Annotated in this window: 14 protein-coding genes; 9 read left to right on the plus strand and 5 right to left on the minus strand. The window is 65.9% G+C overall.

Annotation, left to right across the window (positions count from 1 at the left end):
- Positions 1 to 10 precede the first annotated feature (10 nt).
- Positions 11 to 1,531 carry a glycosyltransferase family 2 protein gene (locus tag W930_RS0108775; RefSeq protein ID WP_028730919.1) on the minus strand — a complete coding sequence of 507 codons (1,521 nt, stop codon included), beginning with the start codon at positions 1,529 to 1,531 and terminating at the stop codon, positions 11 to 13.
- 38 nt (positions 1,532 to 1,569) lie between these two features.
- On the minus strand, positions 1,570 to 2,112 hold the full coding sequence (locus W930_RS0108780) for a cytochrome b (RefSeq protein WP_235195529.1): 543 nt from the start codon (positions 2,110 to 2,112) through the stop codon (positions 1,570 to 1,572).
- Positions 2,113 to 2,467: 355 nt separating this feature from the next.
- Here W930_RS0108780 and W930_RS0108795 point away from each other — a divergent pair, with 355 nt between their 5' ends.
- Both W930_RS0108795 and W930_RS0108800 read left to right on the plus strand, forming a co-directional pair.
- Positions 2,468 to 3,292 (plus strand): oxaloacetate decarboxylase, encoded by an 825-nt coding sequence (locus W930_RS0108795; RefSeq protein ID WP_023595370.1) that lies wholly within the window; start codon positions 2,468 to 2,470, stop codon positions 3,290 to 3,292.
- Between the two features lie 157 nt (positions 3,293 to 3,449).
- Positions 3,450 to 4,265, plus strand: coding sequence for a class II aldolase/adducin family protein (locus W930_RS0108800; protein ID WP_023595369.1), 816 nt, complete (start codon positions 3,450 to 3,452; stop codon positions 4,263 to 4,265).
- On the opposite strand, the gene W930_RS26700 is transcribed toward W930_RS0108800, so the two are convergent.
- Entirely contained in the window at positions 4,202 to 5,161 is a 960-nt protein-coding gene (locus W930_RS26700; RefSeq protein ID WP_023871688.1) for a LysR substrate-binding domain-containing protein, read from the minus strand. The two genes, W930_RS0108800 and W930_RS26700, sit on opposite strands and share 64 nt — an antisense overlap.
- Positions 5,162 to 5,305: 144 nt before the next feature.
- A complete protein-coding gene (locus W930_RS0108810; RefSeq protein ID WP_023871689.1) occupies positions 5,306 to 6,694 on the minus strand; it encodes an MFS transporter in 1,389 nt (462 codons plus the stop codon).
- A 336-nt stretch (positions 6,695 to 7,030) separates the two neighbouring features.
- On the opposite strand from W930_RS0108810, the gene W930_RS30415 reads away from it, so the two are divergent.
- From W930_RS30415 to W930_RS0108835, 6 genes are all read left to right on the plus strand, one after another.
- Positions 7,031 to 7,177: a hypothetical protein gene (locus W930_RS30415; RefSeq protein WP_023871690.1), complete on the plus strand. Its 147-nt coding sequence runs from the start codon at positions 7,031 to 7,033 to the stop codon at positions 7,175 to 7,177.
- Positions 7,178 to 7,263: 86 nt separating this feature from the next.
- Positions 7,264 to 7,935, plus strand: coding sequence for a DUF1345 domain-containing protein (locus tag W930_RS0108820; RefSeq protein ID WP_023595365.1), 672 nt, complete (start codon positions 7,264 to 7,266; stop codon positions 7,933 to 7,935).
- 246 nt (positions 7,936 to 8,181) lie between these two features.
- Positions 8,182 to 9,636, plus strand: coding sequence for a cytochrome ubiquinol oxidase subunit I (locus W930_RS26705; protein WP_023871691.1), 1,455 nt, complete (start codon positions 8,182 to 8,184; stop codon positions 9,634 to 9,636).
- A 45-nt stretch (positions 9,637 to 9,681) separates the two neighbouring features.
- Positions 9,682 to 10,680, plus strand: coding sequence for a cytochrome d ubiquinol oxidase subunit II (gene cydB / locus W930_RS0108830; RefSeq protein ID WP_023595363.1), 999 nt, complete (start codon positions 9,682 to 9,684; stop codon positions 10,678 to 10,680).
- Positions 10,664 to 10,849 carry a hypothetical protein gene (locus tag W930_RS30600; protein ID WP_023595362.1) on the plus strand — a complete coding sequence of 62 codons (186 nt, stop codon included), beginning with the start codon at positions 10,664 to 10,666 and terminating at the stop codon, positions 10,847 to 10,849. Before cydB ends, W930_RS30600 begins: the two co-directional genes overlap by 17 nt.
- Positions 10,850 to 10,860: 11 nt before the next feature.
- Positions 10,861 to 11,445 carry a YbhB/YbcL family Raf kinase inhibitor-like protein gene (locus W930_RS0108835; protein WP_023595361.1) on the plus strand — a complete coding sequence of 195 codons (585 nt, stop codon included), beginning with the start codon at positions 10,861 to 10,863 and terminating at the stop codon, positions 11,443 to 11,445.
- Between the two features lie 109 nt (positions 11,446 to 11,554).
- Here W930_RS0108835 and folE read toward each other — a convergent pair whose 3' ends face one another.
- Positions 11,555 to 12,121: a GTP cyclohydrolase I FolE gene (gene folE, locus W930_RS0108840; RefSeq protein WP_023595360.1), complete on the minus strand. Its 567-nt coding sequence runs from the start codon at positions 12,119 to 12,121 to the stop codon at positions 11,555 to 11,557.
- A 259-nt stretch (positions 12,122 to 12,380) separates the two neighbouring features.
- Between folE and W930_RS0108845 the strand changes: the two genes are divergently transcribed.
- Positions 12,381 to 13,367, plus strand: coding sequence for an HlyD family secretion protein (locus W930_RS0108845; RefSeq protein WP_080685269.1), 987 nt, complete (start codon positions 12,381 to 12,383; stop codon positions 13,365 to 13,367).
- Positions 13,368 to 13,371 lie beyond the last annotated feature (4 nt).

A 13,371-nucleotide genomic window follows, 5' to 3' on the forward strand; every position in this document is an offset into this window, starting at 1 on the left:
GTTCGAAGCGCTAATCGGGAATTGAGTTGTCGCGAGACACCGTTGCCTCGCGTTCGCCCGACAGGATACCTCGTCGCACCTGAACGCCCCACCGCCGGCGCCCGGTGAGAAAGTGCCCCCATCCTAGCGCCGCGCCGGCATGGCGCATCAACTGGAACGAGAACGGCTCGAGCACGGCCGCCACGAAGGCCAGCCCGAAGCTTGTGCCGGTGCGGTTTCCGGTCCAGCGCCGGTAAGCGTGGACAGACCACAGATGAAAGCCGAGATCGATGCCGATCTTGCCGAGAATGATGCCCGAGACCGGCAATACCACGCTCGCGTGCCCTCGACAGACGAACGCCACGAGCAGTGCGAAGGCACTCAGCCCATAGATGGGCTGCAACGTGTCGAAGGCCTTGACCGGCAGCATCAGGCGTCCCAGATTGCCGTAGCGCCCGTTGCCCACCATGTCGCGGTACCAGTACTGCGTTTGCAGGAACCCCGCGAACCACCGGCGACGCTGGCGCAGGAAGCTCGCGAGCGTACCGGGCGCGTCGGTGATCGCCTGAGCGGCGCCCACGACGCGCACGTCCCAGCCCAGATCATGATCGGCCGAATAGCGACGGAGCCGGTGGATGAGTTCATAGTCTTCGACCAGGCACGCCGGGTCGAATCCGCCCACTGCCAGGACCGCGTGACGGCGAAAACACGCGAACGCGCCCGAGATCAGCAGCAAGCCATCGACGCGCATCCACGCGAAACGGGAAATGAAGTTGCGAATGTACTCATACGTCTGGAAGAACTGCAGGACACGGGCACCGGGCGAAGTCCCGCAAACCGGCGTGAGCACGCCGGTGGCGGCAACGAGGTACGCACGCCGTACGAATGCATCGTGCATCGCCGCGCATGCGCCCGGCGCAAGCAACGTGTCAGCGTCGACTGTCATCACAATGTCGGTCGTCATGCCCACCCACGCGGCGTTCAGCGCCCGCGCCTTGCCGCCGTGCGGCAGGCGAAGCCAGCGCAAGTTCGGAAATGTGGCGCTGGGGGCGCTCAGACGACCTTCGCCCGGATCGGTCAGCCCGTAGTGCTCCGTAAGCAGCGCGAGCGTGCCGTCGCGCGAACCGTCGTCGGCAATGACGATCGCGTCCGGAACACGCCGCCCCGCCATGAGCGCGCGCAACGTGACTGGCAGCGCCGCCGCCTCGTTGTGCGCCGCGATCACGACCCCGAGCGTGAGTCGCGCGTCGGTGCCGCTGGAGGTCGGCATCGCCATCGCGGCAGCATCGGGATCGGGGCGCATCAGGCGCCACGCCTGATGGAACACGAACGCCAGCAGCACCGTGTCGTACACCACGTAGGCCACCCCCGTTCCCCATGCCAACACCCCCCTGAGGAAGAAGGCCTGGGCGAACAGCAGGCACCACAGGGCGCCCACACCGACATGCACAACACCGCTGGCCAGCGGTGTACGAAGGCGCGCGAAACGAGGCGAGCATCGCGCACGGGCCGCGTCCAGACGCGCGGTATCGATGGCATGCGGCACGCCCATCGCTGCGCCGGCCGCCGCGCCGTTCGGCTCGCAGACGCTCACGGCAACATCCTGCGAAGCACGGAATGACGGTCGATCCACTGATGCTTCAGCGCCGCGCCGATGTGCAATGCCAGCAGTGCGTACAGCGCATATGCGCAATAGGCATGCACGTTCCCCAGCAAATCGTGCCAATAGTTCTTGCTCGCCTCGTTCATGCCCATGAGCCACCCCATGCGGGGAAACGGCACCACGCCGAACAGCACCAGCAGGTGCGTGGACGCCGCCACCCAGGCGGAGTCGTGAGCCCAGCCGGTGAGCGGCAGCGCGAGGATCAACAGGTAGAGCATCCAGTGCACCGCATGCGCCGATGCGCGCTCCCACGAGGCAAAGACTTGCGACAGTGGCGGCGGACGGTGCGTCAGGCGCCAGACGACGCGCAACATCGCCAGGCCGAGCACGGTAATGCCGATGGATTTATGGAGGTCGATCCAGAAACGCACGTCGATCTTTTCGAGGGTGGCGTCCGAGAGCAGCGCAATCGTCTGGCCGATGGCAACATTGCCCAGCATGAGCAACGCCACCGCCCAATGCAGCACCATGGCGACACGCGTGTACTTCTCGTCCTCGTACAACGAGATGCCCGGCTTCGGCACGGACGGGGAAGGCGCGGTTGGAGTGGGGGAATTCACGTCGGACATCCTGAAAAGACAGAGGCTGATGATGGCATAACGCCAATTTAAGCGCGGTTATTCCAACGTTGGTTCAACAGACTGTTACCGGAAGTTACACAGACCTCGCCCAAGCGTCGGCCGCCGCGTCCCACGAATACCGTCGATCATTCGCCAATATCGGAATCGCGTCGGGGCTTGCCTTGCGAGTGCGCCGGAAAACCGCGATGATCGGGCATCTCGAGCGCAGCCCGAACGGCATTGCGCCCCTCCAAGGAGACCCATCATGCCTCGCAGCATTGCCGAAAAACGCGCCTTGTTTCGCGAACTTCATCTGGCCGGTTGCTTTGTCATCCCCAATCCGTGGGACGTGGGCAGTGCCCGGTATCTCGAACACGCCGGTTTCCAGGCGATTGCCACGACCAGCTCCGGATTCGCCTGGTCGACAGGCCGTCCCGACAATGGTGTGACGCGCGACAGCGTGCTGGCGCATTTGCGCACGCTCGTGGAGGCCACCGACCTGCCGGTAAACGCGGACTTCGAGAGCGGCTTCGGCAGCACGCCCGACGAGGTGGCGCACAGCGTGAAGATGGCCGTGGCGACTGGCGTCGCGGGCTTGTCCATCGAAGACTCGACCGGCGACGCCAACGCCCCGCTTTTCCCCATCGACGAGGCCGTGGCACGGCTGAGGGCAGCGCGACGCGCGATCGACGAGACCGGCGGCGACACGCTGCTCGTCGGACGCGCGGAGAATTTCTTCGCCGGCGTACCGGACCTGGACGATACCGTCGCCCGACTGAAGGCCTATGCCGACGCGGGCGCCGACTGTCTCTATGCGCCAGGTATTCAGTCAGCCGAACAGATTCGCACGGTGGTGACGGCCGTCGCGCCCAGACCGGTCAATGTCCTGGTGGGCGCGACCTCGCCGTTCACGTTGCAGGACCTGGCCGATCTCGGCGTGAGGCGTGTCAGCGTGGGCGGCGCCCTCGCCCGTGCGGCCTGGGGAGGCTTCATGCACGCGGCACAGGCGCTCGCCGAGGGTCGCTTCGACGGTTTCGACGGCGCGGCCAGCGGGGCCACACTCAACGGATTGTTCCAGCCGGGCCGGTAAAGACGCGGGGGCGCGGTCTGGCGCGCGGTGCATGACCAGTGACTTTTCGTCGATGGACGGCGTGTTCATCGCCCGGAGACAATGGGTTGCCCTGCCGATGCACCGCGTCGCCGTCGATGGCACACGTGACTCGGCGCCCAGACCCCACGGAGTGACCATGACCCCGCCGCACGATGCCTTTGCCATTCCCACACCGCTCGGTGCCGCGCTGCCCAAGCCGCGCATCTTCGAGACGTTCGACGAGACGCGCGCCGACCGGAAGCTGCGTCTGGCCGTTGCATTCCGGATCTTCGCGCGCTTTGGACTGGCCGAAGGCATCGCGGGACACATCACCGTGCGCGACCCCGAGTTCGCCGACCGCTTCTGGGTCAATCGCTACGCGCAGCACTTCTCCTCGATCCACCCGGACGACCTGATCCTGGTCGACGAAGCCGGTGGCCTGCACCACGGCGAAGGTCCCGTCAACGCCGCCGCCATGGCGATCCACGCCGGGATTCACGCCACGCTGCCCCATGTCACCGCCGCCGCTCATACCCATACGACCCACGGCCGCGCATTCTCCGCGCGCGCTCGCGCACTGGCGCCGATCAATCAGGAGGCCTGCCTGTTCCATGACGACCACGTGCTGTTTCGCGGCGACGTGCTCGTGCTGGGCGCCGAGGAGGGGCGTCGCATTGCGCAGACCATGGGGCACAAGCGCGCCGCGGTATTGCTCAACCACGGGCTGCTCACCGTCGGCTCGTCGGTCGATGCCGCGGCCTACCGCTTTCTCGCGATGGAGCGATGCGCGCAGGTGCAGTTGCTCGCGGAAGCGTCAGGACCGCTCGAAGTGCTGCCCGATGCCGAGGCCCGCGAGGTCTTCCGCCTGCTCGGCTCGGACTATGTGGCATGGCTCGGCTTCCAGGGGCTCTACGAACAGGTGTTGCGCGAAAGCCCCGAATTGTCGGCGTACGCAACGCGGCTAGCCCGATAGGACGCCACCGCGCGACGCAGCCACGCATCGAACTGGCGCAGCGGCGCCCAGTCGCTGCGCTGCGCGGGATGGGAAAAGTAGATCGTCTGCGGATTGGCGAGCGTGTGCGCGTGCGCCTGCACCAACGCGCCGCTGGCCAGTTCCCGCTCGATCAGCACGCGCGGCAGCAATGCCACGCCGAGACCGGCAACCGCGGCGTTGATGGCCATGATGAACATGTCGTAGCGCTGCGCACTGCGTTGCGGCCGAACCTCGGCGGCCTGCGGCGGACATAGCGACGCGAGCCAGTCATCCCATACGCGCGGCAGATCGCGCGCACAGATCCACGACGCGGCGGCGATGTCCTCGAGCGATAGCGACGAGCGGCCGTCGAGCAGACGCGGCGCGGCCACGAGCAGCAGCGAATCGTCGGTGATGAGCGCATTGCCGGGCATGCCGGGCCACAGGCGTGTGCTGAAGTAGATCGTCGCGTCGAACGCGCAGTCGTCGAAGAATACGGGTTGATCGCGTCCGAGGATATGCAGGCGGACGTCGCGCGTGTTTGCGTAAAAGTCGTCGAGCCGGGGAATGAGCCATTGCGCGGCGAACGTCACCCCGACGGCGATTTCCAGCGCCGTCTCGCGGCCCTGCTGCACCACGTCGAGTGTGTCGCGCCGGATCTGGTCGAGGTGCACGCGAATGCGCTTGGCGTATTCGGCGCCGGCGGGCGTGAGCACGAGCCGCTGCTTGACGCGCTCGAACAGTGCCACACCCAGGTGCTTCTCCAGTTCTCCCACGCGCTTGCAAACCGCGCCGTGCGTGAGTGCGAGTTCCAGTGCGGCCTGGGCGAAGTTCTGATGACGGGCGCTGGCCTCGAAGGCCTGCAACGCTGAGAGGCTGGGGACGCCCAGACGCATGATGACTCCTGCGGGATTTCGATGTTGCCCGACAGTCTATGCGAAGCGCCCCGCGCCATCCAGAATCCATCTATCGCCCACGGACCGGCCCGTCGCACCCCTGGCGGGGGATCGACGGGCCGCGCCGGCTGCCACGCGTGCGCCTTACTCCACGTGCGCCACGCCGCCCGCGAGCACCGCCCCACCGGCGACCTCCTTCGGCAGCGCCCACGACATCCAGTGCGTGCGCAGCGCCACGACCAGCACGAAGGCAAGCGCCGCCAGGGCACCAAAGGTCGCAAAGCCCATCTGGTAGCTACCGGTCGATTCCTTCGCAATGCCCATGATCACCGGCAGATAGAAGCCTCCGATGCCACCGGCCGCGCCGATAATGCCCGACATGAGCCCGGTCTTGCCTTGCCAGCGTTGCGGCACGAGCTGGAACGTCGCGCCGTTACCCAACCCGAAGCACAAGTAGACGAGCACGAGCAGGGCGATCCCGGCGCCCTGCGGCGGCATCCATGCAGCAAATACGAAGTCGATCACGGAGATCGCCGCGAGCAGCAGCACGAGCGCGCGCACGCCGGAGATCCGGTCGGCGACGAGTCCGCCGATCGGACGCACCAGGGCACCGAGGAAGGCCAGCAAAGACATGAACAGGCCGGCTTCGATGCGCGGCATGCCGTACAGCGAGATGAGCAGCGTCGTGACGTAGGAGGACATGCCCACGAAGCCACCGAACGTGATGCTGTAGACGAGCATGATCACCCACGTGTCGCGCTCGGTGAGCACGCCGCGATAGTGGCGCGGCAGCACGGCGATGGCGAGCAGCGCCCCGAGCACGGGCAGCAGCAGCACGCCGGCCTTGCCTTCGCCGAACGCACCGGCGTGCACGCAGAGCACGAGCGCGATCAGGCCGAATACCGTAATGAAGAAGCTGGTGAACGCACGCGGAGCACTCCCCGACTTCACGCCCCGATCCTTCGCCCAGAACACCAGCGCCAGCGCGGCGAGCGCAAGCAGCGGCAGTGCCGCGCCGGCGGCGCGTGCCCAGCCGAAGTGCTCGGCCAGTCCCGGGAACATGAATCCGTCGAGCACGGCGCCGACGTTGCCGGCGGCGGCAAGCCCCAGCACCAGCCCCTGCACCTTGGGCGGATAGTTACTGCCCGCCATGGGCAGCGCCACCGCGAAGCTGGCACCACCCACGCCGAGAAACACGCCGAGCACGAGCAGCAGCGTGTACGACGGCGTACCCGGCATGAGCAGCAGCACCACCGATGGAATCGCCGAAAGCGCCAGGCCCATCAGGGCGATCTTGCGACCGTCGCACGCCTGGTAGAGGTTGCCGAGCGTGACGCGCAGAATCGCCGCACCCAGCACCGGGACCGCCACGAGAAAGCCGGTTTGCGCCGGGGTCATCGCAATGTCCTTGCCGATGAACGGGGCCAGCGGGCCGAGCATCACCCAGACCGTGAAGCCGGTGTCGAAGTACAGAAAACACGCAACCAGCGCGCGCCAGTTGCCACTTTTCAACGATTGCGTGAGCGTGCTCATGGGAACCCTCGTGTTCGTGTGCCAAAAAAAAAGCGTCCCGAAGCCGAGCGCCTGACGAACAGGCCTTTGGCTTCGGGACGCCGTTGCCCCGAAATCCCCGCTCTCGCAGGGTCATGCGTGCGGTGCAGAAAATTCGCTTGTCTTCACTCGGCCGCCTTTGGCCTTGCACATGGACTAGCAAATGGCGTGCCAGCGCTGCGACGGGCGGGCGTCCCAAATGGCGTTGCGGCCCTGTCCACGCCGGTCTTCGCGACATGGTCGCCCCTGAGCCGGACCTGCCGCCGCGCGTCCCGGGGCACGAGGCAAGGCGGCATTCGTGTTCCGCTTGAGGGTGTCGTGCCGCATCTCGATGCGGCGGCGCACCAATTGCGTGCGCCATCGATGCCGATCTTTCATGCCGGATTTCGGCGTCTGCGCGATCTCGTGGCGCGCTGGCTGTCCGCCGCCATCGCGCCTCACGCGACGATCCATGCAGCCTTCTGACTCACGAAAGTACCGTCGCAAGTCCTGCTCGACGTGACCTTCGTGGATAATCGAAACGTTCGCACCTTTTCGCTCCGGCGCTGCCCATGAACGCCAAGTTCTTTCCGCATTTGCTGCGCTTTCATCCCCGCCTGCTGATCGCCATCGTCATCGGCGTGATCGCCGGACTGTTCGTCCAGGTGGCCGTGAGCGGCGAATTCACGCCCATCACGCGCACCCTGATCGGATGGAACGCTGGCGCCTGGTCTTATCTCGCGATGATCTGGTTCATGATGGTCACGTCGCCCAGACGCAGCATCGAGCGCTTTGCCGAGCAGGAAGACCAGAGCGCCGCCCTCGTGCTCACGCTGGTCAGCGTGTCGGCCATCGCCAGTGTGGCGGCGATCGTCCATATTCTCGCGAGCGCCAAGGCAGGCGGCTCGCAACACGCCTCCGAGCACGTGCTGTTTGCCGCCGCCACGCTCATCGCCGGGTGGTTCCTGGTGCCGACGATCTATACGCTGCATTACGCGCGCCTTTACTTCACCGATACCGAAACGCCCTACGCGCTCGGCTGGCCCGACCGCGACTGCGACCCGGATTACTGGGACTTCCTCTACTTCTCGTTCACCATCGCGGTCGCGTCGCAAACTGCCGACGTCTCGCTCAAGTCGCGCCGCATGCGACGCGCGGCGCTCGCGCAGGCCATCCTCTCGTTTTTCTTCAATCTCGCCGTGCTGGGCCTGTCGATCAATATCGCCGCCGGGTTGCTCAGCTGAAGCGCCGCCTCGCCCTGCCCGCCGCCATGTGACATGACGTCGCATCCGACGCGCACATAATTCCTTTCAAAAACATACATGTATCGCCGCCGATCGTCGCAGACGGTGGCGCGTCAATGCGCCACATGTGACGACTTGTCACGCGTGCTGCACCGCAGCAACCCCTAATATGCAAGCAAACAAATGGTGTTTGGATGACATAGACACCATACAAGACAGGGTTTATTTGCATACATAGAGCGCAACATGACTGCCGTTTCGGAAGCCCTCGACCTCGCGCGCCTGCAATTCGCGTTCACGGTCTCGTTTCACATCGTTTTCCCCGCCGTCTCGATTGGCCTTGCGAGCTTCATCGCCGTGCTCGAAGGGCTTTGGCTCAAAACACGTCGACAGCACTATCTCGAGCTGTGCCGCTTCTGGTCGAAGGCCTTCGCCGTGTGCTTCGGCATGGGCGTGGTCTCGGGCGTGGTCATGGCGTATCAGTTCGGCACGAACTGGTCGGGCTTCTCGAGCTTCGCAGGGGCGGTGACCGGTCCGCTGCTGACTTATGAGGTCATGACCGCGTTCTTCCTCGAAGCCGGCTTTCTCGGCATCATGCTGTTCGGCTGGAACCGCGTGAGTCCTCGCGCGCACTTCGCCGCCACGCTGTGTGTGGCGCTCGGCACGCTGATCTCCACGTTCTGGATCCTCGCGTCGAACAGCTGGATGCAAACGCCGCAAGGCTTCGAGATCGTCGACGGCCGTGTCGTGGTGCTCTCCTGGTGGGACGTGATTTTCAATCCGTCCTTTCCTTACCGTCTTGCGCACATGAGTATCGCCGCATTCGTGGTTGCCGCCCTCGTCGTGGCCGGCACGGGCGCCTGGCACCTGCTTCGCGGACGTCGCGATCCGGCCGTGAAGACCATGTTCTCAATGGCCATGTGGCTGCTGCTGATCTTCGCGCCGCTTCAGGCTTTCGTCGGCGACCTTCACGGACTCAACACCCGAGAGCATCAGCCCGCGAAGCTCGCCGCGATGGAAGGCCTCTGGGAGACGAAGTCCGGCGGCACGCCGCTCAACCTGTTCGGCTGGCCCGACATGCAGGCCGAGACGACCCGCTACGCCGTCGAGGTGCCGCATCTGGCCAGCTTGATCCTCACGCATAGTTGGGATGGCGAAATTCGCGGCCTGAAGGAATTCCCGAAGGATGAACGCCCCAACGTGCCGCTCGTGTTCTGGAGCTTCCGAATCATGGTCGGCCTCGGCGTGGCCATGATCGCCGCGGCGCTCGCCGCCCTGTGGCTGCGCCGTCGCGGCACGCTCTTCGCCTCGCGCGGCTTCGCCCGCACCATGCTGCTGCTCTCGCCCACCGGCTTCGTCGCCCTGCTCGCGGGCTGGGTCACCACCGAGGCCGGACGCCAGCCATGGGTGGTGTATGGCGTGATGCGCACCGCAAACGCCATGTCGCCGGTGAGCGCGCAGCAGGTGCAGGTCTCATTGCTCGTGCTTGTGCTCGCGTACTTCCTCGTGTTCGGCACCGGCGTGTACTACCTGCTGAAGATTCTGCGTGGCGGCCCGGCACTGTCCGGCGACGCATCGAACGAATCGGGCGAGTCCGGCGCCGCGCACGACGAGCGCCGCGTGCCGCAGGCCGTGCTGGCCGCGCCGGCGATGTCAGGCTTGTCCGCACGCCTGGATACCGACACGGCCCGCGCGCTCTGACCGCGCTTCGCACCACCGACGACACTGAACCTTGCGAGACCTCTCATGGATCTGACCTTAGCCTGGGCCGCCATCATCGCGCTCGGCCTCTTTCTCTATGTCGTGCTCGACGGCTTCGACCTCGGCATCGGCATTCTCTTCCCGTTCTTCCCCGACGCACGCGAGCGCGACACGATGATGAACTCGGTCGCGCCGGTGTGGGACGGCAACGAAACCTGGCTCGTACTGGGCGGCGCCGGCCTGCTCGCCGCGTTTCCCATGGTGTATTCGGTGCTGCTCTCCGCCCTGTACCTGCCACTCGTGCTCATGCTGGTGTGCCTGATCTTCCGGGGCGTGGCATTCGAGATTCGCGGCAAGTCACGCCGCACGCGACAGTGGTGGGATCTGGCGTTCATCGGCGGGTCGGCCGGCGCCACGTTCTTTCAGGGTGTCGCGCTCGGCGCCTATCTGTCCGGTATCCCGGTGGAGAACGGACAGTTTTCGGGCGACGCCTTCGGATGGCTCACCGCATTCAACCTCTTCACGGGTCTCGGCCTGCTGGTGACGTACGCGCTGCTCGGTGCATGCTGGCTCATCGGCAAGACCGAAGGCGACCTGCAACGCCGCCTGCGCCAGCTTGCGTGGCCGCTGACGATGACGCTGGTCGCCGTCATGGCCGTCGTCTCGCTGTGGACGCCGCTGCGGGTGCCCATGGTCGCGCAACGCTGGTTCGACGGCCAGTGGTTCTGGCGTTGCCTGCCGGTACCCTTCCTCGTGGCCGGCGCCGCGCTCGTCATGCGACGTGTGCTACGCCGCGCGCACGACGCCACGCCCTTCTGGCTCGCAATCGGGCTGGTGTTTCTCGGCTACAGCGGGTTGCTCATCAGCGCCTATCCGTACGCGATCCTGCCGGGCGTCACCCTGTGGGATGCGGCGGCACCGCACTCGAGTCTGTCGTTCACGATGTGGGGTGCGGCGTTCATCATTCCCGTGATCCTCGGCTATACGATGCTGGCGTACTGGGTCTTTCGCGGCAAGGTGGCTCACGATGCGCACTATCACTGATCTCGTGCGCCCCGACGTGCGCAGGCAGCGCGAGCGAAGCGTCGCGCGCAGCGCCTGGCAACTCGCCATGATTCGCTGGGGATGGTTCGTTGTCCTGTGGTGCGCGGGGGTGGCCGGGACCGCCCTGCTTGCACTACCATTCAAGCTCATCATCGCATCTGCCAAATAGGAGGCATGCTAATGAATGGACTTTGCTCTGCGCATCCGACGCGCGGTGTACGACGCCTGAACGTCGCCGCCGCGGTCCTGGCCGCGACGTTCGCCGCGGGCGCCGGCGTGGCACGTGCCGAGGGAATGAGTGTTTCGTCCCCCGCGTTCGCCGACGGCGGCATGCTGCCGGCGATTCATGCTGGCCTCGGCGATTGCGGCGGTCAGAACGTCAGCCCGCCGATCGAGTGGAAAAACCTTCCGCAGGCCACCCGGAGCGTGGTCGTCACGATGAAAGACCCCGACGGGGCAAAAGGTGGCGGCGTGGTGCATTGGGTTGCCTACAACATTCCGGCGACCGTCTCGTCGCTCGCCGCCGGTGCGGGCAACCAGTCGGGCGATCACATCACCGTGGGCAAGAACGTGAGCGGTGCGACGATGTATCGCGGGGCCTGCCCGCCGGTCGGCGATTCGCCGCATCACTACATCGTCACCGTGACGGCGACCGATCTCGATCCGGGACGTCTGCCGCCCGGACTGGACGCGTCGGGGCTCGCCGTGGCGCTCGCCGGACACACCCTCAACGGCTCGACCATCGTCGCGCGCTATGGCCGATAGTCACGGCCGATAGCCGGACACCGGCGAGTCGCATCGACACATGAAACAAAGCGCCGGCGCACACAGGCGGCCGGCGCTTTGTCTTGTCGAGGTCGTCGGTGCGCGGCGATTACTTGTCGCGAGCGAGCGCGAGAAATTCGGTGCGCAATGCCAGGTTCGGCTGCAACTCGCCAAGCATGGCCGAAGTTACCGTTTCCTCGCCGGCCGTGCGAATGCCCCGGCTTTCCATGCACATGTGACGGCACGACACCACCACCCCCACCGCCTTGGGTTGCAGATGGGTCATGAGCGCTTCGGCGACCTGTGTGGTCAGGCGCTCCTGGACTTGCAAACGGCGGGCGAAGCAGTCGACCAGACGCGTGAGCTTCGAGAGTCCGACGATCTTGCCATTGGGCAGGTAGCCGATGGTGGCCTTGCCGAAGAACGGCGCGAGGTGATGTTCGCAGTGGCTGTACACGGGAATGCCTCGCACGACGATCAGCTCGTTGTACTGTTCGGCACCATCCTCGAAGACCTTGAGCACTTCGGCCGGATCCTGCGCGTACCCCGCCGTCCATTGACGCCACGCCTTTTGCACCCGCGCCGGAGTCTCGTGAAGCCCGGGGCGGTTCGGGTCTTCGCCGATGTGTTTGAGGAATCGCTTCCAGTCGTTTTCGTCGAACGTGTCGTGAGACATATGAATCAAGCTCCTTGCATGAGGTCCGGTGCGCTGCGCCGCTGCCGCTCGCGCGCCCCGTGCGCTGCCGGACATGTGCGCACAATAGCAGAGAGTCCCGGCACGCGCATCGATGCCCCCACGGCGCGCGAGGCGCTCGCTGCGACATGCCTGCGTCGCCACGGATTGCCGTCGCCGCCGATTTTGCGCTAATGTGACATCGAACCATCGCAACCTTGCAATCCCACTTCGCAACGAACCGCAACGCATGAGGCGCGTCATGCCGGCCATCCCCCGCATGTGCACTATCCCGGGCAATCTCACGATCCGCCTTGCCGCGCTGTCCGCGCTCGCTGTGCTCGCCGGCTGCGGCGATCCGGGCAACAAGCCGTGGCAGGGCTACGTCGAAGGCGAGTTCGTCAACGTCGCCTCGTCGCAGGCTGGCACCTTGCAGACCCTTGCCGTATCGCGCGGCCAGCAGGTGAAGGCCGGCGATCCGCTCTTCGCGCTCGAATCCACCTATGAGCAGGCCGCGCAATCCCACGCGCGCGATACGCTCGCCAATGCCGAAGCACAATTGCGCGATCTCGCGACCGGCAAGCGACCCGACGAAATCGCCGTGTCGAGCGCTCAACTCAAACAGGCCGTCGCCGTGCGAGACAAGTCGGTCGCGCAATTCGACCGCGATCAGTCGCAATACGCCGCCGGCGGCATTTCCCGCGAGCAGTTCGACGCGAGCCGGGCCGACGCGCGCAGCAGCATCGCGCGCGTTCAGGAATTGCAGAGCAGCCTGGCCGTGGCACACCTGCCCGGACGCGAGGCCCAGCGTCAGGCGCAAGCGGCACAGGTGGACGCCGCGCGTGCCTCGCTCGCACAGGCCGACTGGCAGCTCGCGCAGAAGCATCCGGTGGCCGGTGCCGCGGCGCGCGTATACGACACGCTGTATCGTGTGGGCGAATGGGTCGGCGCCGGCAGCCCCGTCGTGCGCCTGCTGCCGCCGGGCAACATCAAGGTGCGCTTCTTCGTGCCCGAAGCCTCGCTCGGCGCGTTACGCGCCGGGCAGACAGTGCACGTCGCCTGTGACGGATGCGGCGGCGGCATCGACGCGCATATCACGTACATCGCCGCGCAAGCCGAATACACGCCGCCCGTCATCTACAGCAATGACACGCGCGAAAAGCTCGTGTACATGATCGAAGCCCGCCCCGCCGTGACCGACGCCGCGAAGCTCAACCCCGGCCAGCCGGTACAGGTGAGCCGCCCATGAATCC

The sequence above is a fragment of the Pandoraea sp. E26 genome (assembly GCF_000681415.1).
Classification (GTDB): domain Bacteria; phylum Pseudomonadota; class Gammaproteobacteria; order Burkholderiales; family Burkholderiaceae; genus Pandoraea; species Pandoraea pnomenusa.